Here is a 22281-nt window from a genome sequence, read left to right as displayed (position 1 = left end):
CCGTCCGCCACCTCCGCCGAGGTGGCGCGCGGCGCGCTCAGTTCTTCCGCGCGAGGCGGAACTGCTTCTTGCCGGTGGCCGGATCCACGGTGGGGGGCTCGATGCGGAGCATCGTCAGCGAGACCTCGCGCACGCGGCCGTCGCGCTCCTGGCGCAGGCGGATCCGCTCGCCGTCCGAGCTGATCACGGTGCACTCGCCGAAGTGGAAGTGGGTCACGCTGTCGCCCACTTCCGGATAGGCCTCCTCCTCCTGGCGACGGCGGATCGGGCGCTGCGGCAGCGGTATTCCGGCGGGCTCAGCGGCGGGCGCCGCCGGTCCCGCGCGCGGCGGCTCCGGGGCGGGCGCCTGCGGCGCCGCGCGGGGCGGCTCCGGGGTTGCAACCGGCGGCGCGGTGCGGACCAGCTCCGGGGCTGGCGCCTGTGGCGCCGCGCGGGCCGGCTCCGCGGCCTGCGTCGGAGGCGCCACGCGGGGAGCCTCGCCCACGGTCGCGGGGAGGGTGGTCGCCTGGGCTGCGAGCTGCATGAGGCCGGTGCGCTCGTCGAAGGTCCGTACGAGCGGCAGGTCGTCGAACACCGTGACGCGGAGCTCGAGCCCGTAGACCCGCGCCCACACGAGCTCGCCGGCGGCGAGCTGGAGACCGACGCCGGATTCACGCGTGAGCGTGGCCGACAGGCGGACCGACGTCTCGCCCTGCTGGAGCGCGATGCTCCCCGAGAGCGCCGCGACGTCGCAGGGACCCTCGAGGACGCGCGTCTTCGCGTAGGCGCGGGAGGCTTGATCGAACAGCGCGATCTCCGCCTGCTCGAGCGAGCCTACCCCTTCGATCCAGCCGGCGCGCGCCTCGGCCTCGTCGAGGGCGCGCACCAGCGCGGCGGGGAGTTCTTCGCCTCGATCGAGGCGGATGATCAAATGACGGGCACGGCGTGCCTCGAGAACGTTCATCGCAGTTTCTTCTCTCCGGTCGTCGAGGAGGCTGCGCCCGGCGCACGGGGGGCCTGTTCCGAGCGCCGAGCACGGGTCGCCGTCACCTCGATCTGGGGCGCGCCAGGCGCGCGCTGAGCCGATGTGTCGCCAGCGGCGGCCGTGATCCGGTCCGCCGGGATGCCTGCGCTTGCGAGGAGCTCCTTGACCGCGCTCGCGCGCGCGCCGGCGAGCTCGATCCCGCGCGTCGACTGATCGCCCTGACGGTCGGGATACGCCTCCACGATGATGACGTCGAGCGGCATGCGCCCGCGCAGGAGCTGGGCGATCATGCCGAGCTGCGCCGCCAGCGCCGGCGGCACGCGCGCGCTCCCCGCAGGGAAGCGGGCCAGGCCATCGAGGACGACGCGATCGCCGGACCACCGCGGCAGGGACCTGCCGGCCGGCTCAGGGCAGCCGTCGGCGTCGCTCGTCCCGTCGATCGTCTCGGCGGTCGTCGGGCACGCGTCCGCCGCGTCGGCCACGCCGTCCTCGTCGTTGTCGCGCTCGGGGCAGCCGTCGTCGTCCTGGAAGCCGTCGCGATCCTCGGCCTCGCCCGGACACCGGTCGCTGCTGTCGGGGACCTGATCGATGTCGTTGTCGGGATCGGGGCAGCCGTCGTCGTCCTTGAAGCCGTCGGCGTCCTCTGCGCCGTTCGGGCACGTGTCGCGCGCGTCGGGGATCCCGTCGCCGTCGTTGTCGGGATCGGGGCAGCCGTCGCTGTCCTGGAAGCCGTCGCGATCCTCCGCGGCGTTCCGGCAGGTGTCGTCGTCGTCCGGCACGCCGTCGCCGTCGTCGTCGGCGTCGGGGCAGCCGTCGCCGTCCTGGAAGCCGTCGATCGTCTCGCCCTCGTCCCGGCACCTGTCGCGCGCGTCGGGGATCCGGTCGCCGTCGTTGTCGGGATCGGGGCAGCCGTCGCCGTCCTGAAAGCCGTCGCGATCCTCGGGCACGAGCGGGCACTGGTCGTCGCGATCCTCGACCCCGTCCGCGTCCTCGTCGCGCCCCGTCGGCGCGTAGCGGAGCCCCAGGTTGAAACGGAAGCGCGGCGAGGTGAGCGCGGGCTCCGAGGAGAACGGGATGGATCCCCCGCCGCCCGCGGTCAGCGAGACGTCGCCGGCGAGCAGCGGGGCGCTCGTGGCCGAGAGGATCCACTCCGCCGGCACCAGCGCCGCGCCGCCGGCTGGCCGGTCGGCGAGCGTGTAGAGGGCGAACGCCTCCGCTGAGGCCGTGAGCCAGCGGTCCGGCAGCACGTCGACCGCGACGCCGAGGGCGCCGAGGAGCTGCGAGCCGACCTCGGTGCTCACGAGCGCGCTCGAGCCACGGAGCCGGGCCCCGATCTCGGTCGCGACCCTGACCTTGCCGAGCTGGTACGCCGCGGCGACGCTCGGCGCGAACGTCGCGGTCCCGGCGCTGGCGAAGACGGTCTCGTCGCCGGTGGGGAGGCCGAGCTCCAGGCGCGCGGCGAGCGAGAAGCCGTCGAGCGGACCGCTCCGCGGCGGCGGCACGATCGCGAGCGCGGCGCCCACGCGCGCGTCGCGCAGGACGCTGCGCTGCAGCTCCGTGTCGGTGCCGAGGACATCGGAGAAGCCAGAGCCATCCTGGTAAAGGGTGACGGGCGCGGCGATCGTGACCTCGAGACGGTCCGTGAGCCCGAGCGACCACAGGAAGGTCGCGTCGAGCATGTTGTCCAGCAGATGGACGATCGTCCCGTCGGGGTCGGGCGACGCGACGCGCAGGCCCACCGGCCGCGACAGGTAGCTCGCCACGACCGCGAACGACGCCCTCGCGCTCGGGGCCGTCGCCGTGCTGCCCACGGCGAAGAAGGGGCCGGCGCCCGCGTGAGGCCAGAGGTTGTCGGCGTCGATGCAGCCCGACAGCCCGCTCGCCGGCGCGCACTCGTCCGCGCGCGCCATCGCCGGGAGGGAGATCGCCATGGAGACGCCAGCGGCCACCAGCAGCGGGAGGCTTGATCGTGCCGGCACCCTCCAGTTGGCGCGCATCGCGCCCGACCCTCTACTACTGCCGGGGTGAGAGTCAAAACAGCAATCGTCTCGGCACGATCCGGGAGGGGCCCGGGGCTCGGGCGCGCTCCGCGTTCCGCGGTCGCTCCCGCGCCGTGCTAGGACCACGCCCGGCCGGGGCTGGCGCCGCCGGCGTCCGCACGATCATGATCGACGACTCGCATCCGCTCCTGCTCGGCTCCGGCTCGCCGCGCCGGCGAGAGATCCTGACCACGCTCGGCCTGCCTCTCCGCGTCGCGGCGGCCGAGGTCGACGAGGCGGGGCGCGCCGATGAAGGGCCCGCGGCCTACCTGGAGCGGGTCGCCCTGGCGAAGCTCGCGGCCGCGCGGCGCCTCGACCAGGCGGTCGGGGCCGGCGCGATCCTCGTCGCAGACACCTCGGTCATCCTCGGCGATGCCATCCTCGGCAAGCCGCGGGACGAGGCCGACGCGCGCGCCATGCTCCGCGCCCTCTCGGGTCGTGAGCACCAGGTCTGGACGCGGTTCGCGATCGCGGACGGCGGTCAGGCCGATCGCGCCTGCAACGCCGACCAGGGACGCGCCGAGGCGCTCCACGCTGAGACGGTCATGTCCCGGGTGTGCTTCCGCGAGCTCGACGACGACGAGGTCGCGTCGTACGCGGCGACCGGCGAGGGGCTCGACAAGGCCGGCGCCTACGCGATCCAGGGCATCGGCGCGTTCGCCGTCGCGCGCATCGACGGCTCTTACTCCAACGTCGTCGGCCTGCCGGCGTGCGAGGTCGTCGCAGCGCTGCGGGCCACGGGATTGCTCGCGCGCTTTCCGCTGTCGCCCGCGCGCTCGTCATGAGCGCGGACGCACCGGCCGCCGCGCGTCGGCGCGACGGGGCCGCGATCTTCGCCCTCGCGCTCGCCGCGCGTGTCGCCGTCGTGGCCTGGGCGGCCGGGCGCTTCCCGCCCACCGCCGACGGCACCTACTACCACCGCATCGCCGAGCGGATCGCCGCGGGGCTCGGCTACACGTGGCTCTGGCCGGACGGCGTGGTCACGTACGCCGCGCACTATCCGGTCGGCTATCCGGGCGCGGTCGGCGCGCTGTACGCGCTGCTCGGCGCGCACGCCGCGGTCGCGATGCTGCTGAACGCCGTCCTCGGCGCGCTCGCCGCGCTCGCCGTCCACCGCCTGGCGTCCCGCGCTGCGCCGCGATCGCGCGTCGTGCCGGCGCTCGCGGGCGCGCTCGTCGCCGTCCACCCCGGGCTCGTCGCGTACACACCGGCCCTCATGACCGAGGGCGTCACCGGCTCGCTCGTCGCCTGCGCCGCGTGGGCGTCCGCGTGGGCGCGCGATCGCCGCCCCGCGCTGGCCCCGTTCGCCGTCATCGGGCTGCTCGTCGGCGCCGCCACCCTCGTCCGCCCGCAGGTGCTCCTGCTCGCGCCCGTGTTCGCCGGCCTCGCCCTGTCGGGGACCGCGCCCGGCGGCACCCCCCGCCCTGCTGCATCCTTCGCCGCGCGGGCAGCGCGACGCGCGGCGCCCGTCCTGCTCACGGTCATCGTCGCGCTCCTCGTGTGCGCGCCCTGGACGGCGCGCAACTGCGCGCGGATGAACCAGTGCGCGCTGGTCAGCGTGAACGGCGGCTGGAACCTCCTCATCGGCGCGGACCCGGCCTCCACCGGCGCCTGGGCGCCCATCCAGGTGCCCGAGGCGTGCCGCGAGGTCTTCGACGAGGCCGGCAAGGACGCCTGCTTCGGCCGCGAGGCGCGCCGCTACATCGCGGAGCACCCCGGCGCGTGGCTCGGGCTCGTGCCCTGGAAGCTCGCGGCGACGTTCGACTACTGCGGCGCGGCCGGGTGGTACCTGCACGACGCGAACCCGGCGGCCTTCGACGAGGCCGACAAGATCGCGCTCGGCGCGGTCGAGGCCGTCTTCGAGCGCGCCGTCCTCCTGCTCGCCCTCGCCTGGGCGGCGCTCAGTCCCGCGCGAGCGCCCGGCGCCCTGCATGGCCGCGCTCGCGGTCCCTCGCCCGCTCAGCGCGCGCTCGGGCTGGCTCGGCTCGCGCTGCTCGCGCTGGGGATCGTCGCCGCGCTGCACGTTCATGCGTGGGTGGGCTACATGGCCCTCCTCGGCCTCGCGCTGCTCCAGGGGCGCGCGCTCCTCCGGGGGCCGGTGCTCGCAGGCGCCGCGATCGCCGTCCTCGCCGCGACCGCGGCGACGCACGCCGTGTTCTTCGGCGCGGGGCGCTACGCGCTGGTCGCCTTCCCGCTCCTCACGGGGCTCGCCGCCCTCGCCGCGGCGCGGCAGGGCTCCGAGCTGCCCCGGCCCGGGGCGCCGCGCGCGACGGGCGGCGCCCCGGGCGAGGCGATCGAGGCGGTCTCCGCGCCCCCGCGCGGGTCAGACGACGAGCTACTTTGACAGCGCCGCCTGCGCTGCTGCATCCTAGGCGCCCCTCGGCTCGGGAGCGCGTGCCCCCGGCTGGCGACGAACCCTGGAGGAGAGACGGATGCCCTTGATTGAAACGGAAGAGGCGGCGCGCCGCCTCGCGCGCGCCATCGCAAGCGATCTCTCGCTCTACAACGAGGAGAAGATCGTGCAGGGCATCCAGCAGGATGACCTCTTCACGGTCCTGTCCGAGGAGATCGAGGAGGGGCGCGCCCTGTACAAGAGCCGCGTCTCGCCGGACCTCTACCAGAAGAATTTCTACGACCGCGCCCTCGTGGACATCCTCATCAAGTCCAAGGGCCACATCAAATCGAAGATCTGGTAGCGAGCCCCCGGAGCTGGTCGAGCGCCCTGCGCATGTCCGCCGGCAGCGCGCTCTCCCAGCGCATCGGCTTCTGCGTGGCGGGGTGGATGAACCCGAGCACGCGCGCGTGCAGGGCCTGCCGCCCGAGCTCCTCGGCGATCGCCCGCACCGCCGGCTTGTTCGGCGGCTTGCCGTAGAGGGGATCTCCGAGGACCGGCGTCCTGCCGCGCTCGGCCAGGTGCACCCGGATCTGGTGGGTGCGCCCTGTCTCGAGCGAGCACGCGACGACGGTCGCCGCGTCGCCGAGCCTCTCGAGCACGCGGACGTGCGTCACCGCGCGGCGCGGCGCCGCGGCGTGCGTGCCGGGAGCGCCGGCGCCGCCGCGGACCCACGACGTGAAGCGGAGCCTGTCGGTCGGGTGGCGGGCGTGCAGCGTGTCGTACGTGGCGTCTCGCGCCTCGCCCGCCACGATCGCGGCGTACTCGCGCTCGATCGCGTGGCTCGCGAACCGCTGCTTCAGCGCCTCGCGGGTGGCCTCGTCCTTGGCGACGACGAGCAGGCCGCTCGTACCTCGATCGAGCCTGTGCACGATCCCGGGGCGCACATGGCCCATCGGATCGCGCGGGTCGGCCGGCGCCAGGGCGAACCCGGGCAGGGCGAGCAGCCCGTTGACCAGCGTGCCCGACTCGTGCCCGCGCGCCGGGTGCACGACGAGCCCCGCGGGTTTGTCGATCACGAGCAGGTGCTCGTCCTCGTACACCACCGGGATGACGACGTCGGGCTCGGCGGCGGTGGATGACGGAGGCGGCTGTTCCGGCCGGATCTCCAGGAGGGCGCCCGATCGCACGGCCACCGACGCGCGCGCGGGCTCCCCGTCGACGAGGACCCGACCGGCGCCGATCCACCGTTGCACCGCCGCGCGCGAGGTCGCGCGGCCGGCGCGCTCGAGCAGGAGGACGACCAGCTTGTCGAGCCGGTCGCGGGGGTCGCCGTCGCCCACCTGGAAGTGGAGCGATTCCGCACCGGCAGCCATCGCGTTCGTCACGACCCTCGTCCGCAGCCGAGCGGCGCCAGCGCGCGGGCGTCGCTGCGCTCGATCAATACTCCGTGTCGCCCTCGTCGTCCTCTTCGGCGGTCCCGAGCTCGGGGTTGAGCGCGACGTGCGACTCGAGATCCTCGAGGCGCTGCGCTTCGGACAGCCTGGCGAGGCCGCACTGCTCGACGAGGTACAGGTCGAACGCGGTGTAGCGCGGGAAGACCCGGACGTTCGTGTCCTCGTTGTCGAGGCCGAGGATGACGAGCTCGCCGTCTCGCCTGGCCTCGCCGAGGTAGAGGGCGTTCCACGGCTTACCGGGGAGGTTGGGCAGCCGCACGACCTTGCCCCGGAGCCGCGACTCGGTCCAGCCGAGGTCGGTCTTCGCTTCGGCGAGCTTGCGGACCGAGGTGAGCTTCGGTCGAGGCGCCGAAGGATCGCGCCCGAAGCGATGCCGCCCCTTGAACCGCGGGCCCAGGCTATCGAGCGTGAAATCGAACTCCAGAAACGCCCGCAGCGTGGGCGGCAGCTCGACCATCAGCTTCGACTCGAGCGCATCGAGCGCCGCCGGGCTCGCTCCCACGGCGGCATGGCTGGAAGGGCGCTTCTTCAGATGCGCGATCACGCGCTGCACAAGTTCAACGCCACGTTCGATCGGTGCCATGTATCCACGGGCCGCAGTTGCGCGGCGCTCTTCAGGGCCCGGATGGGCCTCACTGGGGCCGCATTCGGGCCCCGGTTGTCGCGCGCTCGGGCGGCACTCTACATCAGCCGACCGGGAGCGCGTCCCTCTATGGTGCCTACCGGTCCCGTCCGCTCGGTGTCAACCCGCGATCGCACCGAGGGTCGAGGATCCTCCGCCCGGGCTGCGCCACATCACCGGCGCCCCGAAGATCGCGGCCCGCTTCGCGTCCGCACGCTGAGGGCGCGCCGCGCCCGCCAGATCAGGAAAGCGAGGGCGCCGAGCACCACGGCGGCGCCGACCGCCAGGATGACCCATTGTGGCGCAGGGTAACGGCCGCGCTGTAAACCGGGAGGCGGCCGCTCGTACTCTATCTGGAGCTGCGCGACCACCGAGCCTCGTTACACGCCCAAGCGCCGACCTGCAACCAATCAAGGCGCGGCCCGACCGGATTGATGCTGCGCCGCCCGCTTGCCCGGCGCCTTCGCGCCCCCGCGGCAGCGCTCGATTCAGTCCAGCGGGGTCGAGCAAGACGCCGCCGCGTCAAGGGCTCAAAACTTGCTTCCCTGGAAAGCCGGGTGTGTACAGTGGACCGACGCGTGGCCATGCGGCCGGTGCGAGAGGGTGAGAGATGAAGCCGGGCTCTTCAGCATGGGTCGGGGCAGCGCGCCCGCGGTCCCCAGGGATGCGACGGATCTTCTTCGCGCTGGCGGCGTGCGCGGCCCTCGGCGGGTCGGCGGGGGCGTGTGGTCGGACGAGCCTCCTCGCGCTCTCTGACGCGGGCGCCGGGGGAGGCAGCGGCATCGGCGGCAGCGGCATCGGCGGCAGCGGCAGCGGCATCGGCGGCAGCGGCATCGGCGGCAGCGGCATCGGCGGCGCCGGCGGCTTCGAGGCGTGCCGCGGTCCTGCGGATTGCGACGACGGAGACGCGTGCACGAGCGACGTCTGCGATGGCGGGCGCTGCGAGCACGCCCCCCGCGACGACGACGGCGACGGCCTTCGTCCGCTGGTGTGCGGCGGGATCGACTGCAACGACCTCAATCCGGCCGTCTTCCCGGGCATGCCTGAGCGTTGCACGGACGCGGCGGACAACGACTGCAACGGCGTCGCCGACTGCTTCGACCCTGCGTGCGCCACGGCGGAGACCTGCGGCTGCAGCCCGAGGCCCGGCGGCGAGGACTGCCAGAACGGCGTCGACGACGACTGCGACACCATCGTCGACTGCTTCGACGCGGAGTGCGCGGGGACCGCGGCCTGCGGCTGCTCCGCCTCCGAGACCGGCAGCTGCGGCGACGGCTTCGACGACGACTGCGACGGCGCCTTCGACTGCGAGGACGTCGACTGCCGCGCCGACCCGCAGTGCACCTGCAGCTCCCAGGTGGAGGCCTGCGATAACCGCGCGGACGATGACTGCGATCTCCTGGTCGACTGCGGCGACCCGGACTGCCGCGGCTTCTTCCCCTGCGCGTGCGCGCCGCCCGGCTCGCCGGAGAAGTGCGACGACGGCTTCGACAACGACTGCGACGGGCGCGTCGACTGCGCGGATCCCCAGTGCATCTCCGCGCCGTCCTGCGACGTGTGCGTGCCCGAGGTCTGCGACGACGGCCTCGACAACAACTGCGACGAGCGCGTCGACTGCGCGGACAGCGCGTGCATCTTCGCGCCGAGCTGCGAGCCGACGCCGGAGCAGTGCAACAACCGCCTCGACGACGACCATGACGCCCTGGTCGACTGCAGGGATCCCGACTGCGCGAGCAACCCGCTCTGCGTGCTCGCGCAGGCGAACTGCCTGTCGCCGAAGCTCCTCCCCGGGACCGGCACCTACACGGGCGACACCACCGGCCACGTGAGCGAGACCCGGGGCGCGTGCGGCGGCGACGCCGGCGAGGCGGTCTTCTACTTCGTGCTCACCGCGCCGTCTCGCGTGCACCTCGACTCCCGCGGATCGAGCTTCGACTCCGTGCTCTACGTGCGCACCGGCGTCTGCAACTCCGGCCGCGAGATCGGGTGCGACGACGACAGCGGCGGCGAGTCGTGGTCGTCCCGGCTCGAGTTCAGCATCCTGTACCCGGGCACGTACTTCGTCTTCCTCGACGGCTATACGATCGATCCCGCGAGCGGGGCGAACCAGGGTCCCTTCACGCTCAACGTCGAGATCGTCCCGAACCCGAGCGAGGTCTGCGACGACGACATCGACAACGACGGCGACCGCTACGTCGACTGCGCCGATCCCGGCTGCGCCACCTTCGGTCCGTGCCGCAACTGCGCGCGCGGCGCCGCGCCGGGCCCCGAGTTCGGGACCGCGGCGTGCACGGACGGGATCGACAACGACTGCGACGGCACGCTCGACTGCGCCGACGAGGACTGCAGCGCAAGCGACTTCTACGTGACGGAGTGCTGCGACGGCTTTGATGAAAACGGCAACGGGATCCCTGACGATTTCAACTGCCGATGCGCCTCCGACGCGGATTGCGACGAGGGGCAGATCTGCTACACGCACACGTCGTCCACGTGCGGCATTCCGTGCAGCGCCTTCTTCGGGAGCGTCTGTCCCTTCGTCGCGCCGGGGTCGCACTGCAACGCCGCGACGAACCAGTGCGAGTTCTGACGCGCCGCAGGTCGGCGCTCCCGTCCTGCGGCGCGCGGCGCTCCCCCGCCAGCGGTCACCCGGGCTAAGGTCACGCCATGGAGATCCTCATCATTCGCCACGGACAGGCCGTGGACGACGCGCCCGACCTCGGCGACGCCGGTCGCTGGTTGACGGGCAAGGGCCGCAAGGTCACCCGGCGCGTCGCGAAGTGGCTCGCGAAGCAGAAGGACCGCTGTCCTGCGGTGATCTGGACGAGCCCACTCGTGCGCTCCGTGCAGACCGCGGAGATCATCGCCGAGGCCGCCGAGCTGACGGATGAGGTCTCGGTGGTCGCGGAGCTCTCTCCTTCACGCGACACCGCCGAGATCCTTCGCTTGCTGGCGCAGCATCAGGGCGCGCAGCCGCTGGCGCTCGTGGGGCACGAGCCCTCCTTGTCGGCGCTGGTGACGTCGCTGGTCGGCGACATCGGCTGGACAGGCCTGAAGAAGAGCGGCGTCGTCGCGGTGAGCTGGGACGGGCGCGGGCCCGGGGTCGTGCGCTTCGCCCTGGATCTGAAGGCCATGAAGGCGGTCAACCCGGTGAAGGAAGCGCAGCAACAGGCGCCTCGGTCCCGGTAGACGGCGCCCGCGTCCGGGCGCCGCGCTCAGCGCACCGATCGCTCCACGGCGCTCAGCACGTCGACGTCGCGGACGCCGTCCGCCTCGGCGCGGTACGAGAGCACGATCCGGTGCCGCAGCGCCGGGATCAGCAGCGCCCTCACGTCATCCACGTCTGCAGCGGCCTCGCCGCGGAGCGCCGCGCGCGCCTTGGCCGCGATCACGAGCGCCTGGCTCCCGCGCGGCCCGGCGCCGTAGCGCACGTAGTCTCGGACCTCCTGCGCCGCGCGCTCCGTTCCCGGCCGCGTCGCCCTGGTGAGGCGCACGGCGAGGTCCACGGCCTCGTCGGTCACCGGGATCCTCGGGACGAGGCGGCCGATGGCCCGCACCTCGCTCGCCTTGAGCACCGCCGTGATCGCCGGCGGCCTCCCCGAGGTCGTCCGCCGCGCCACCTCGCGCTCCTCGGCCTCGCTCGGGTACGTGACGTGAATCTCGAGCAGGAACCGATCGAGCTGCGCCTCCGGCAGCGGGTACGTCCCTTCCTGCTCGATCGGGTTTCGGGTCGCGAAGACCTGGAAGGGGTCGGGGAGGGCGTGCGTGGTGGTCCCGACGGTCACCTTGCGCTCCTGCATCGCCTCGAGCAGCGCGGCCTGCGTCTTCGGCGGCGTCCGGTTCACCTCGTCCGCGAGGACGAGGTTGTGGAAGATGGGTCCGGGCTGGAAGCGCAGGCTCCGGGAGCCGTGCTGCTCGTGCAGCACGTCGGTCCCCGTGATGTCGGCGGGCAGCAGATCCGGCGTGAACTGGACGCGCCCGAAGCTGAGGTCGAGCGCTCTCGCGAGCGACGCCACGAGCAGCGTCTTGGCGAGCCCTGGGACGCCGACGAGCAGCGCGTGACCGCGCGCGGCGAGCGTGATCAGCATGGCCTCGACGACGTCGTCCTGCCCGACCACCGCTTCGGCGATCGCCGCGCGGAGCCGCCTGGCCCCATCCGCGGTGCGCTCGAGGAGCGCGGCGTCCGACAGGGAGCTCGACTCCTCGTCGGCGGTCATCGCGACGTCATTCCTGTGCTCGGGATCGCTCATGGGGGCAGGGCTCGTACCCTGAGGCTGCGATGCCGACAAGGACCGGGCGCCGCCCGTCCTCATGGCGGCGGAGGTCCGGCTCCCGTGGAGGTTTGCTCGGACAGGTGCGCCGGTGTTAGCAATCGGTTGTCATGGCGCAGAGCTCTGAGGCCCGGGAGAGGATGGGGGCGCGCGAACCGGACGGGGAGTCGCAGCACGGGCTCGAAGCGAGCGATCCGGCGGACGAGCCCTACAGCAATGGCGCCGGCGCGGCCGACGGAGGCGTGGTCGCCTCCGCCACGGCGGGGGAGGACGGCCATGACGGCGGCGGTGGGGAGAGCGGGGAGGCGCCGTCGGCCCCGCTCGAATCGCTGAACCTGCGCGACGGGCCGATCCCGCACGCGCCGATCCCGCCGGTCGCGGGGCCGTGGCGCTCTTACAAGGAGATCCTCGCCAATCTGGGCCAACGAGTCCTCGAGGCGCAGCGACCGCTCCGCATCCTTCAGGCGCTCCGGTGGGAAGCGGAGGTCGAGGAGCAATTTCTCCGCTCGAAGCAGCGCGAGCTGCCCAAGGTGACCTACTCGGACGACCTCGGCTTCGATCCCGCGGCCAAGCAGCGCGAGATCGAGGAGATCCTCCGCGACGCGGAGCGGGAGCTCGGCAAGCGCGATCGGCTCGGGCAGATCCTCCGCGCGACCGCGGACGAGTACAGGAAGGTCGTGAGCATGCTCATGGGGCGGGGAACGAAGGCGTTCTACACGCTGTCCCGCGAGCTCTACGGCTCCCCCAAGGACAAGCTGCCGGACGGGAAGACGAGCGTGCGGGACATGGGCTTCGTGCTCTACGACCTCCTGACGGCGATCGGCGGCGAGCGGCTCGGCCCGCCGCAGCAGCGTGAGATCACGGCGGAGATGGCGGCGCTCGAGCTGAACGCCCGCTTCGATCGCTTCTTCGGCGGCGCGTCGATCCGCGTGCAGGTGGACGACTCGCTCCTCGCCGATGCCGCTGCCGGGAGCGACTACGTGAAGATCCGGAGCGGCGCGATGTTCTCCAAGAGCGATGTCGACATCCTCGAGGCGCACGAGGGGTGGGTGCACGTCGCGACCAGCTTGAACGGGCAGGCTCAGCCGGTGGCGCGTTGGCTGGCGAAGGGGCCCCCGCGCACCACGGCAGTTCAGGAGGGGCTCGCGGTCCTGGTCGAGATCCTCACCTTCCGGAGCACGCCGCGTCGGGCGAAGAAGCTGAACGACCGCATCCTTGCGGTGGACAAGGCGGAGGACGGGGCGTCATTCCTCGACGTGTTCGAGTGGTACCGCACCGAAGGGTACGAAGAGGACGAGTGTTTCCAGAACGCCCGGCGCGTCTTCCGCGGCGGCGTGCTTGCGGGGGGGGCGCCCTTCACCAAGGACGCCTGCTACTGCAAGGGGATCGTCCTCAACTACGCCTTCATGCGCGCCGCCATTCAGCATGATCGCGCGATGCTCATTCCCTTCCTGTTCGTCGGGAAGGTCGCGCACGAGGACGTCCCCATCCTCCATGCGCACGTGACCGATGGCATCGTCCGCCCGCCGCCGTATCTCCCGCCGATGTTCGACGACATGAACGGGCTGGCGATCTGGATCTGCTACTCCTCCTTCTTCTCCCGCCTCGGGGGGACGGCGATCGCCGAGCACTACGGCAGGATGCTGGAACACTGAGCGCGGCCGACCCTGCCTCGGGCGGCGGGGCTCCATGCAGCGCGTCCGGCGAGGCTGCTCAGAAGGTTGGTGCTGCGACGGCCAGCGCGTCGGCCCGGGCCGCCGGCGCGCAGGCGATCGCGCGTGTCACCGCGACCCAGATCCGGTGCCGGATGGCGACTGGCACCTCGGGGATCAGCCGGGCCGCGTTCATGAGCGACTCGTCCTCGATGGCTCGGGAGCGCTCGGCGACCGGGAGCCTCAGGGGGTCGCGCAGCGCGCGGCGGTCCTCGGCGTTCATGCGCTTCACGGCCACGCGGAAGTCCTCGCGGGCGAGCCTGAGGCGGTTGCGCACCGTGTTCTCGTTGACGTCCAGGTCGCGCGCGATGTCGGCGGTCGTGAGCTCGAGCAGGTCGTGCATGATCAAGATGATCCGCCGGTCAAGATCGATCGCTCCGAGCAGCCGGCCGACGAGCTGGCCGCTCTGCTCACGGGCAAGCATTTGCTCCGAGCTCAGCGCCGGGTCGGCGCGATCGAACGGCCAGCTCGTCCCGGCGCCGACCGCCACCTCTCGACGACGGTGGGCCCGCCCACGATAATGGCCAACCTGTCGCCAGGCGATGCCGAACAGCCAGCGCCTGAGGGGGTCGCGGAGCGGGTTCGCGGGGTGCGGACCGCTGCGGCCCGGGCGAGGGCCATCGTCGCGCAGGGGATGTTCGGCGCGCGCCTCGTGGGGACTGCGCCCTGGATCGAAGCCGTCGAGCGCGTGGTACGCAGCGATCATGACGTCTTGCAGGACGTCGTCGACGTCGCGCTCTGCCACCCCGAGCCAGCGGAGCGCTTGCCGAAGGAATGACAAGCCTACAGCGTACACGGTCTCGAAGCTGGGCCGCTCTGGCAGCGGCACGTGCTCAAGGGGCTGTTGCATGCCTGAACTTACGTGCAGCAGCCCCCGCCGATTTGAAAATCGTCACGCCACCCGGACGAAGCTGTTTCGATCGTAATCCGCCCTACGGCATGGCGGCCTGGTCCAGGGAGCAGGAGCAACCTGGACGTCGCCTCCGGGGTGGTTGAAGAAAGCTGGCCCGTGCGTGGCGCGCTCACTTGCCCTGGAACATCGGCTTGCGCTTCTCCATGTACGCGGCGATCCCCTCGCGCGCGTCCTCCGACGCGAACAGCTCGGCCTGGAGCTCGCGCTCGAGGGCGAGCCCCTGTTCAAGACCAACCTCGAAGCCTGTCTGCACGGCGCGCTTGATGCGTCCGACCGCCAGCGCCGCGCGGTCCGGGAGCGTGAATGTATGACTGTACGCGAGGATCCGGTCCATGAACTCGTCATGGGAGGCCGTCTCCCAGACGTCGTTGACCAGGCCAACCGCGAGCGCCGTATCGAAATCGAACGTCTGCCCCTCGCACATGAGCTGGATCGCTCGAGATTTACCGATGAGTCTGGCGAGGCGCTGGGTGCCGCCCGTGCCAGGAAGGACGCCGAGCGCGACCTCCGGGAGCCCGATCTTGCCGGCGCCCTTGCGCGCGATGCGGAGGTCGCAGGCCATCGCGATCTCGAGGCCGCCGCCTACAGTGTGGCCGTTCAGCGCCGCGATGCAGAGCTTTGGCGTGTGCTCGAGGCGGCTCAACGTCTCGTTCGCGTGCAGACAGAAGTAGTATTTGAACGTCGGGTCCGATTCGCGGAGCATGTTGATGTTCGCTCCGGCGCAGAAGAACTTTTCGCCATGCCCGGTGACGACGATGACATGTACATCGTTGTCGAAGCGGGCCTCGAGGATGGCCGCATCGAGGTCCTTCATCATCTCGTGCGTGTAGCCGTTGACGGGCGGATCATTGAGGGTAAGCAGCGCGACGCCGGCAGAGGTGGCGTAGTCGACGAGAGCCATGGGCGCTCTTTACCAAACCGACAGAAAAAGCGCTGCCCCCTGGTAGAAAGGCGCGGAATTGTGCTACCCCGCAGGGAAGTACTCATGAACGCGCAGGACGTGCGGCAGAAGTTAAAAGAGCTCATGGTCGAGGAGCTGAACCTCGAGGGGAAGACGCCGGCCGACATCGACGACGCCGCGCCGCTGTTCGGCGAGGGGCTGGGCCTCGACTCGCTCGATGCGCTCCAGCTCGCCATGAGCGTGGAGGAGCGCTTCGGCGTGCGCATCCCGGAGGGCGACGAGGCGCGGCCGATCTTCGCGTCGGTGGACGCGCTCGTGGCCCACATCCTCAAGTCGACCGCGGCGGCGTGATCGCGCCGCAGAGAGCCGTTCGAGCGTGCGAATCTGGGTGACGGGCGTCGGGATCGTCTCGCCGCTGGCGCGCGGGGCGAGGGCGACGATGGACCGGCTCGTCGCAGGAGAGCGGGCCTTCGCGCCGCTCTCCCTGTTCGAGATCCCGGGGACACGCGCGCGTATCGCCGCGGAGGTCCGTGGTCTCTCCGCCGAGGAGGTCGCTCCCCCGGGCGAGGCGGAAGGGTGGTCACGCACCGACGCGATGGCCGTGCTCTCGGCGCGCGAGGCGCTCGCGCACGCGGGCATCGACCCCAGGGCGACGCCGGTCGACCTGGTGGTCGGCGGGACGACGGCCGGCATGTTCGAGACTGAGGAGCTGCTCGCCTGGCTGTCGCATGATCCCAGCGCGATCGCCCCGTTGAAGCGGATGCTCTCGCACCCGCTCTCGTCGACGGCCGATCACGTCCGCGCCGCGGTGGGGCCGTTCCGGCGGGCGAGGAGCGTCTGCAGCGCCTGCTCGAGCGGCGCGAACGCCATCTTGCTGGGCGCAGCCTGGCTCCGGGCCGGCCTGTCCACCCGCGTCCTCGCGGGCGGCGCTGACGGCCTATGTCGGCTGACGTACACCGGCTTCGGCGCGCTCGCGGCCGTCGATCCCGAGCCGTGCCGCCCGTTCGACAGGCGGCGCGCAGGGCTGAACCTCGGCGAAGCCGCGGCGTTCCTGCTCCTCGAGTCGGAGGAGGCCGCGCGTGCGCGCGGGGCAGAGCCGATCGTCGAGCTCCGCGGCTGGGCCACCGGCGCCGAGGCGCACCACATCACGAACCCCGAGCGCGAGGGGCGCACCGCCGCCCGCGTCATGCGCGACGCGCTCCGGTGCGCGGCGCTCGCGCCCTCGGATCTCGATTACGTCAACGCGCACGGCACGGCGACGCCGCTGAACGACGTCATGGAGAGCGCGGCCCTGCGCGCCTGCCTCGGCGCCGAGGTGAGCCGCATCGCCGTCTCGTCGTCGAAGGGGCAGATCGGGCACACGCTCGGCGCGGCCGGCGCGATCGAGGCAGCGATCACCGCCCTCGCCATCGCGCGCGGCGTGATGCCGCCGACCAGCGGCCTCGAGGAGGTCGATCCCGAGTGCCAGCTCCTGCACCTCAAGGAAGCGCGCGAGGCGCCGATCCGCTCGGCGATGTCGAACTCGTTCGGCTTCGGCGGCACGGACAGCGTGCTCGTGTTCGCGCAGCCCGGTCGGTTCCCGCCGCCGCCCGGCGCCGGCGGCGCGCCGCGGCGGCGCTCGGTCGTCGTCACCGCGGCCGCGACGATCGGCCCGCTCGGCGTCCTTTCATCCCGCGGCGGCGCCGCCTACCTCGAGCCTGGCCCTCCGCCGGCCGAGGGGCCCATCGCGTTCAACACGGGCGCGCACCTCGACCTCGCGCGCGCGAGGCGGCTCGACCGCGCTGGCCGGCTGACGACGGCCGCGGTCCTCACGGCGATCGAGGACGCCGGGCTCGGGGGCGCGGCCCAGCTCGACGCCGGCGCGAGCGCGGGCGATCCGGCGGCCGACGCCGCGCCGAGCCGCACGCTGCCCGGCGCCATCGTCGGCGCCTCCTTCGGCAGCGTCGACGCCTCGACCGCGTACATGCGGCGCATCTACGACAAGGGGGCGAAGTACGCGAGCCCTGCCGATTTCCCGAACCTCGTTCCGTCGTCGCCGGTCGGGCACGCCTCCATCTATCTGGGCCTCCGCGGGCCGGTGTTCGCCATGGCCGATCTCGGCGCGACGGCGGAGTCGGCCATGGTCACGGCCATCGAGCTCATCACGGCCGGGGAGGGCGAGGCGCTCGCCGCCGGCAGCGTGGAGGAGGCGAGCCCCATGATCGAGCGATGCCTCGGCCCGATCTGCTCGGAGCTCGTCAACTGCGGCGTGCGGAGCGAGGGCGCCGCCGTGCTGCTCTTCGAGAGCGCCGCGCGGGTGCGCGAGCGCGGGGCACGCCCCATCGCGACGGTGGCCTGGTGGAACTCCTGGCGCGGCGACGGCGTGGGGATGCTCGCGGGAGCACCAGCGCCGCTTCCCCTCGACCCGTCGGCCGACGGCGCGCAGCGAGCGCAGCCCGGCGTCTCGACGCCGGCCGCGGTGTTCGTCGGGCGGCAGGAAGATCGCCTCGTCGCCTGCCTGCGGGGCACGCCCTGGGCCGAGGTGCCGCGGTCCACGCTGGCGTCGCGCTCGGGTGATCACGAGGGCGCCGGCGGGTTCGCCGCCGCCGCGGCCGTCGCGGCGCTCGCGAGCGGCGCCCTCGCGAGCGTGCTCATCCTGGGCGGCGCACCCGACCGCGGATACGCGATCCTGCTGGTCGCTCCCGGCGACGCGTGACCACTCCGCTCCGTGGCGCCGACCGTCGCATGCGCCGCCCGGCGAGCGCCGCGTGTCTCCTGCTCGCGCTGGCGTGCGCTCCCGCCTGCGCCGCCCAGGGAGCGCGGCGAGGCGGAGCGCTCGACGCCGAGTTCGCGCAGCTCCTGCCTCGCCCTTCGCCTGACGCGCCCGCCGCGCGGCCCGATGCGTCCGCGTGGCGCGCGGGGCGACAGCGCCTCGCCGACCTCCGCCGCGAGGTCGAGGGGGCCGGCCCGCGCACGCTCCGCGTCCGCCTGGCGCTCCGGGAGCCGCGCACGGGTCAGGTGCTCGAGGCGCGCGGCGCGATCGCGATCGCCCCGCCGGCAGCCGCGGTCGACGGGCGCGCGCGCGGGGCGGGGAGCGCGGCCGTCGAGCCGGACGGCGCGCTCCGGATGATCCTCCTCGGCCCGGGCGGCACCACCGCGCTCGATCTGTGGACGCGCGGCGACCGCTTCCGCTTCGCCCTCCCCGCGCTCGATCTCCTGAAGCGCGGCGACGCGTCGACGCCGCGCGCGTCGCTCCGCGGCCTGCCGGTGGACTTCCTCCGCTGGTGGATGCTCCACCCCGCGGCGGGGACGCTGCTCTGGTACGAGCGCGCCGCGAGCGCGGACGCCTTCGTCCTGCGCGACGGCGACGCCGTGATCGAGCTGCGGATCGACGATCGCGGCTCGATCGGCGCGCGCCGCACGACGTGGTCGGCCGCCGGCGACGCGCGCCGGCGCCAGCTCGACGAGGAGGTCGTGATCGCCGAGCGCATGGGCTGCGGCAACGTCCGCTACGCGCAGGCCTCGACCGGGCTGCTCGTCACCGTGGTCTGCGAGGCCGAGGAGCGCGATCGCGCCCCGGATCCGCGCGCCTTCGCGGATCCCGACGCGATCCGGCCGGGGGACGGCTCATGAGCGACGCGTGCGTGATCGCCTCGGGCGCCGTCTCTGCGCTCGGCCTCGGCCCGCTCGCCCACCGGGTCCCTGACGCCGGCGAGCCCGCGCCCGTCGCCATCGCGCACGACGCGGAGCTCGCGCGCGCCGGTCTCCAGCGGCCCTTCGCCGCGCGCGCCCCCGCGGAGCTCGGCGTCGCCTCGGGCCCCGATCGCGCGACCGATCTCCTGAAGGCGGCGCTCTCTCAGGCGCTCGCGACCCTGGAGGCCGTGCGCCCGGGCTGGCGCGGCGAGCGGATCGGCATCGCCCTCGGCACCTCCAGCGGCGGCATGCTCACGGCGGAGCGGTTCTTCGCCGCGCGGGCCGAGGGCGCCGACGCCGGCGCGCTCGCCGCGCTGGCCCCTGGCGCGACCTATTTCGCGCCGTTCAACGACGCGCTCGCCGCGTTCGGGCTGGAGCGGACCCCCTTGCGCACGCACCTGCTCGCGGCCTGCGCGGCGAGCACCCTGGCGATCGGCCTCGGCCTCCGCTGGCTCGATCGCGGCGCCTGCGATCTCGTGCTCGCCGGCGGTTACGACGCGCTCAGCGTCTTCGTCGCCGCCGGCTTCGAGGCGCTCCGCGCGACCACGGCGTCCAGATCGCGCCCCTTTCGTATCGGCCGCGACGGCATGGCGCTCGGCGAGGGCGCCGCCGTGATCGCCCTCGTCCGCGAGGATCGTCGCCGCGGCGCCCCGGTGACGGCGCGCGTCGCCGGCTTCGGCGCATCGACGGACGCGGTGCACATCACCGCCCCGGATCGCACGGGCTCGGGGCTCATGCGCGCCGGCGCCGCGGCGCTCGCCGACGCCGGGTGGCCTGCCTCGCGCGTCGGCCTCGTCAGCGCCCACGCCACGGCGACGCCCTACAACGACGCGATGGAGTCGCGCGCCATCGCCGCGCTGCTCGCGGCGCCCCGCCCTGCCGGCGGCCCGGACGGGCTGCCTGGCGGCGCTTCGGTCTCTCCGCCGGTGGTCCACCCGTTCAAGGCGCAGATCGGGCACACGCTCGGCGCAGCGGGCGCGCTCGAGTCGCTCGCGGCCGCCGCCGCCCTCTCCGCGCGCATCGCCCCCCCGGCGGCGTCGGAGGGCGAGCTCGACCCCGACGCCCCGGCGCTCCTGCTCGAGCGCGCCGAGCCTCGCCCGCTCTCTGCGGCCCTGAAGCTCTCGGCGGCCTTCGGCGGCGCCAACGCCGCGCTCCTGCTCACGTCTTCCCCGAGCGGGCGCAGCCCGCGGCCCGCCCGCCCCGTCTACCTGCGCGCGCATGCGCGCGTGACCGGCTCCGATCTCGGGCACCTCGCCGAGGCGACCGGCATCGCGCGCGACCGCCTCGCGCGCCTCGACGCGCTCTGCCGGCTCGGGCTGTCCGCGGTGGCGGCCCTCGCCGCGGCCGTCGGCGCCGACTGCCTGCGCGGCGCCGGCATCGTCGCGGGCCACGCGCTCGCGACGCTCGACACCAACGAGGTCTACGACGCCCGCCGCCGCGCGCGCGGTGCCCGCTTCGTCGAGCCGCGCCTCTTCCCCGCCACGTCGCCGAACGCGATCGCGGGCGAGTGCGCCATCGCGTACCAGCTCACCGGCCCGAGCTTCGCGGTCGGCGCCGGGCTCGGCGGCGCGCTGGAGGCGCTCCGCGCCGCGGCCGAGCTCGTCGCGTCCTCCGACGCCGATCGCATGGTCGTCCTCGCGGCCGACGACGCGGGTCCGGTCGCGCGCGAGCTCCTCGGCCTCATCGGCGCGCGGTCGCGGGCGTTCACCTGCGGCGCCGTCGCGCTCCTCCTCCAGGCGGACCCAGGCGACGCGGCGCGCCTGCGCGAGGTCGATCTCGACCTCCCGGTGGACCACGAGGGCCCGGTCGGCCACCTCGCCCTCCTTCGCTGGCTCGAAGACCGCGGGTAGCGCCGGTACGCCCGTCCGCGCCATCCGCGGCGTTCTTGATCGCTTCGCTTGCCGATCTGCACCCCGATCTGGCAAGGTCCCGGGCCGGAATCAGCAGCTTCCCCTGAGCGTTGTCCTGCCCGCGTATGCTCTGCCGCAAAACAAACGCTGTCGCTTCACTATTCGTCGTCGCTTCCACCCTCCTCGCCGGCTGCGCGACCCACTACATCCCGAACACGGATGTCGAGGACAACGACGACAACCGCAAGATCATCTCGTTCTGCGAGAAGTACCGCAACGCGGTGGAGAGCAAGAACGTCGGCGCGCTCCTCCAGCTCGCCTCACCCAAGTACTACGAGGACGGCGGCAACATCGATGCGGCGGACGACCTCGATTACGCCGGCCTGCGCGAGTACCTCAACGGCAAGTTCCAGGACGCGCGCGCCATCCGTTACGAGATCCGTTACCGGCGGGTTCTCAGGGAGGACGACGTCATCTACGTCGACTACACCTACAGCGCCAGCTACCGCATCCCGGGTCGCAAGGGCGAAGAGTGGCGCCGCAAGGTGGAAGACAACCGCCTCGAGCTGGTCGAGCACCAGGACGAGTACCGCATCGTCGCGGGGATGTAGCGCTCGGCCGCGGCCCTAGTTGAGCGCGCTCTTCGAGGAGGGGGCATCGAAGACGCCCTTCTCCTTCGCGGCGGCGAGCACGCGGAGCGCCGTCCGGTAGCCGCGCAGGACGAGCGGCTTCGCGGCGAACCGGTTCATGTAGCTGTACCGGCCGACCGCGGGCGCCACGTCCAGGAAGGTGACGTTCGGGTAGAGCTTGGAGAGGAGCTCGACGCCGCGACGCTCCTTCTCGGCCAGCAGGATGCTGAGCGACTGCCGGACCACGCCGGGCGCGCCGCTCCTCGCGATCGAGCGCTGCGACCCGTCGCGCTCCTCGGGGCGGTAGATGTTGGAGATGATCACGATGTTCGCGCCAGCGTTCACGGCGACGTCCGCGGAGAGCGTCCGGATCACCTCGCCGCTCAGGTGATAGCGGCCGTTGATGCGGTAGGGCCGGAACAGGCCGGGCACGCAGCAGCTCGCGGCCACGGCCTGGCTGATCGGCGTCGCCTCGTCGTAGCCCGGGCCGAAGACGACGCGCTTGGCGCTGTCGACGTCGACCGCGGTCACGTAGACCGCGTGCGGGAGCTGCCGGAAATCGTTGATCGGCAGCGTCCGACGCACGTAGCGCTCGAGCCGATCGATCGAGAACACCCCCGAGCAGAGGTACCCCGGGTCGAGCAGATCGCGCAGGGCGGGCGCTCCGAAGAAGCTCGACACGTGGAGGCGAGGCCCGCGGTGCCGGCGCCGCCACGGCAGGCGGTAGGCGTCGAGCAGCACATCGAGCGGGATGTCCTGCCCGTACGTCGCGCTGACCAGCGCGCCTGCGCCCGCGCCCACGTAGATCTCTGGATGAATCCCCAGCTCTTCGCAGGCCTTCAGCACGCCGAGGTGCGCCAGGCCTCGCGCCGCCCCCCCGGAGCCAACGAACGCGATCTTGAGGCGGCTCATCGAGCGCTGA

20 protein-coding genes are annotated in these 22281 nt (G+C 73.1%); 12 read left to right on the top strand and 8 right to left on the bottom strand.

Annotation, left to right across the window (positions count from 1 at the left end; genetic code table 11):
* Positions 1–37: 37 nt before the first annotated feature.
* On the bottom strand, positions 38–943 hold the full coding sequence (locus tag WME76_RS28485; RefSeq protein WP_437955412.1) for a PPC domain-containing DNA-binding protein: 906 nt from the start codon (positions 941–943) through the stop codon (positions 38–40).
* Positions 940–2961, bottom strand: a complete 2022-nt coding sequence (locus WME76_RS28480) for an OmpA family protein (RefSeq protein WP_437955411.1) — start codon at positions 2959–2961, stop codon at positions 940–942. Before WME76_RS28480 ends, WME76_RS28485 begins: the two co-directional genes overlap by 4 nt.
* A 167-nt stretch (positions 2962–3128) precedes the next feature.
* Between WME76_RS28480 and WME76_RS28475 the strand changes: the two genes are divergently transcribed.
* From WME76_RS28475 to WME76_RS28465, 3 genes are all read left to right on the top strand, one after another.
* Positions 3129–3788, top strand: a complete 660-nt coding sequence (locus WME76_RS28475) for a Maf family protein (RefSeq protein WP_437955410.1) — start codon at positions 3129–3131, stop codon at positions 3786–3788.
* Positions 3785–5347, top strand: a complete 1563-nt coding sequence (locus WME76_RS28470) for a hypothetical protein (RefSeq protein WP_437955409.1) — start codon at positions 3785–3787, stop codon at positions 5345–5347. The genes WME76_RS28475 and WME76_RS28470 overlap by 4 nt, the downstream gene beginning before the upstream one ends.
* A gap of 88 nt (positions 5348–5435) precedes the next feature.
* A complete protein-coding gene (locus WME76_RS28465) occupies positions 5436–5699 on the top strand; it encodes a hypothetical protein (RefSeq protein ID WP_012238561.1) in 264 nt (87 codons plus the stop codon).
* On the opposite strand, the gene WME76_RS28460 is transcribed toward WME76_RS28465, so the two are convergent.
* Positions 5680–6711: an RluA family pseudouridine synthase gene (locus tag WME76_RS28460; RefSeq protein WP_437955408.1), complete on the bottom strand. Its 1032-nt coding sequence runs from the start codon at positions 6709–6711 to the stop codon at positions 5680–5682. The two genes, WME76_RS28465 and WME76_RS28460, sit on opposite strands and share 20 nt — an antisense overlap.
* A 64-nt stretch (positions 6712–6775) precedes the next feature.
* Entirely contained in the window at positions 6776–7336 is a 561-nt protein-coding gene (locus WME76_RS28455; protein ID WP_437955407.1) for an SMI1/KNR4 family protein, read from the bottom strand.
* A gap of 742 nt (positions 7337–8078) precedes the next feature.
* Here WME76_RS28455 and WME76_RS28450 point away from each other — a divergent pair.
* Both WME76_RS28450 and sixA read left to right on the top strand, forming a co-directional pair.
* A complete protein-coding gene (locus WME76_RS28450) occupies positions 8079–10001 on the top strand; it encodes a MopE-related protein (protein WP_437955406.1) in 1923 nt (640 codons plus the stop codon).
* Positions 10002–10078: 77 nt separating this feature from the next.
* On the top strand, positions 10079–10600 hold the full coding sequence (sixA, locus tag WME76_RS28445) for a phosphohistidine phosphatase SixA (protein ID WP_061616461.1): 522 nt from the start codon (positions 10079–10081) through the stop codon (positions 10598–10600).
* A gap of 26 nt (positions 10601–10626) precedes the next feature.
* Here the strand turns inward: sixA and WME76_RS28440 are convergent, their stop codons facing one another.
* Positions 10627–11661, bottom strand: a complete 1035-nt coding sequence (locus tag WME76_RS28440; RefSeq protein ID WP_437955405.1) for an AAA family ATPase — start codon at positions 11659–11661, stop codon at positions 10627–10629.
* A gap of 131 nt (positions 11662–11792) precedes the next feature.
* On the opposite strand from WME76_RS28440, the gene WME76_RS28435 reads away from it, so the two are divergent.
* The gene (locus WME76_RS28435) at positions 11793–13337 is read left to right on the top strand and encodes a flavohemoglobin expression-modulating QEGLA motif protein (RefSeq protein WP_437955404.1); all 1545 of its coding nucleotides are present in this window, start codon (positions 11793–11795) and stop codon (positions 13335–13337) included.
* A 58-nt stretch (positions 13338–13395) separates the two neighbouring features.
* On the opposite strand, the gene WME76_RS28430 is transcribed toward WME76_RS28435, so the two are convergent.
* Positions 13396–13818 (bottom strand): sigma factor-like helix-turn-helix DNA-binding protein, encoded by a 423-nt coding sequence (locus tag WME76_RS28430; RefSeq protein WP_437955403.1) that lies wholly within the window; start codon positions 13816–13818, stop codon positions 13396–13398.
* Between the two features lie 96 nt (positions 13819–13914).
* Here WME76_RS28430 and WME76_RS28425 point away from each other — a divergent pair, with 96 nt between their 5' ends.
* The gene (locus WME76_RS28425) at positions 13915–14172 is read left to right on the top strand and encodes a hypothetical protein (RefSeq protein ID WP_437955402.1); all 258 of its coding nucleotides are present in this window, start codon (positions 13915–13917) and stop codon (positions 14170–14172) included.
* Positions 14173–14416: 244 nt separating this feature from the next.
* On the opposite strand, the gene WME76_RS28420 is transcribed toward WME76_RS28425, so the two are convergent.
* Positions 14417–15208, bottom strand: a complete 792-nt coding sequence (locus tag WME76_RS28420; RefSeq protein WP_437955401.1) for an enoyl-CoA hydratase/isomerase family protein — start codon at positions 15206–15208, stop codon at positions 14417–14419.
* A gap of 84 nt (positions 15209–15292) precedes the next feature.
* Here WME76_RS28420 and WME76_RS28415 point away from each other — a divergent pair, with 84 nt between their 5' ends.
* The 5 genes from WME76_RS28415 (at position 15293) to WME76_RS28395 (ending at position 21341) form a co-directional block, all read left to right on the top strand.
* Entirely contained in the window at positions 15293–15559 is a 267-nt protein-coding gene (locus WME76_RS28415; protein ID WP_433927994.1) for a phosphopantetheine-binding protein, read from the top strand.
* Positions 15560–15584: 25 nt separating this feature from the next.
* Positions 15585–17903: a beta-ketoacyl synthase N-terminal-like domain-containing protein gene (locus WME76_RS28410; RefSeq protein ID WP_437955400.1), complete on the top strand. Its 2319-nt coding sequence runs from the start codon at positions 15585–15587 to the stop codon at positions 17901–17903.
* Between the two features lie 29 nt (positions 17904–17932).
* On the top strand, positions 17933–18820 hold the full coding sequence (locus WME76_RS28405; RefSeq protein WP_437955399.1) for a hypothetical protein: 888 nt from the start codon (positions 17933–17935) through the stop codon (positions 18818–18820).
* On the top strand, positions 18817–20730 hold the full coding sequence (locus WME76_RS28400) for a beta-ketoacyl synthase N-terminal-like domain-containing protein (RefSeq protein WP_437955398.1): 1914 nt from the start codon (positions 18817–18819) through the stop codon (positions 20728–20730). The genes WME76_RS28405 and WME76_RS28400 overlap by 4 nt, the downstream gene beginning before the upstream one ends.
* Positions 20731–20855: 125 nt before the next feature.
* The gene (locus WME76_RS28395; protein ID WP_437955397.1) at positions 20856–21341 is read left to right on the top strand and encodes a hypothetical protein; all 486 of its coding nucleotides are present in this window, start codon (positions 20856–20858) and stop codon (positions 21339–21341) included.
* A 15-nt stretch (positions 21342–21356) separates the two neighbouring features.
* Here the strand turns inward: WME76_RS28395 and WME76_RS28390 are convergent, their stop codons facing one another.
* Positions 21357–22271, bottom strand: a complete 915-nt coding sequence (locus WME76_RS28390) for a patatin-like phospholipase family protein (RefSeq protein ID WP_434042078.1) — start codon at positions 22269–22271, stop codon at positions 21357–21359.
* Positions 22272–22281: the final 10 nt, after the last annotated feature.

It is taken from the genome of Sorangium sp. So ce119 (genome assembly GCF_051524405.1).
Lineage (GTDB): Bacteria > Myxococcota_A > Polyangia > Polyangiales > Polyangiaceae > Sorangium > Sorangium cellulosum_G.
This window is presented reverse-complemented; position numbering and strand designations above follow the sequence as displayed.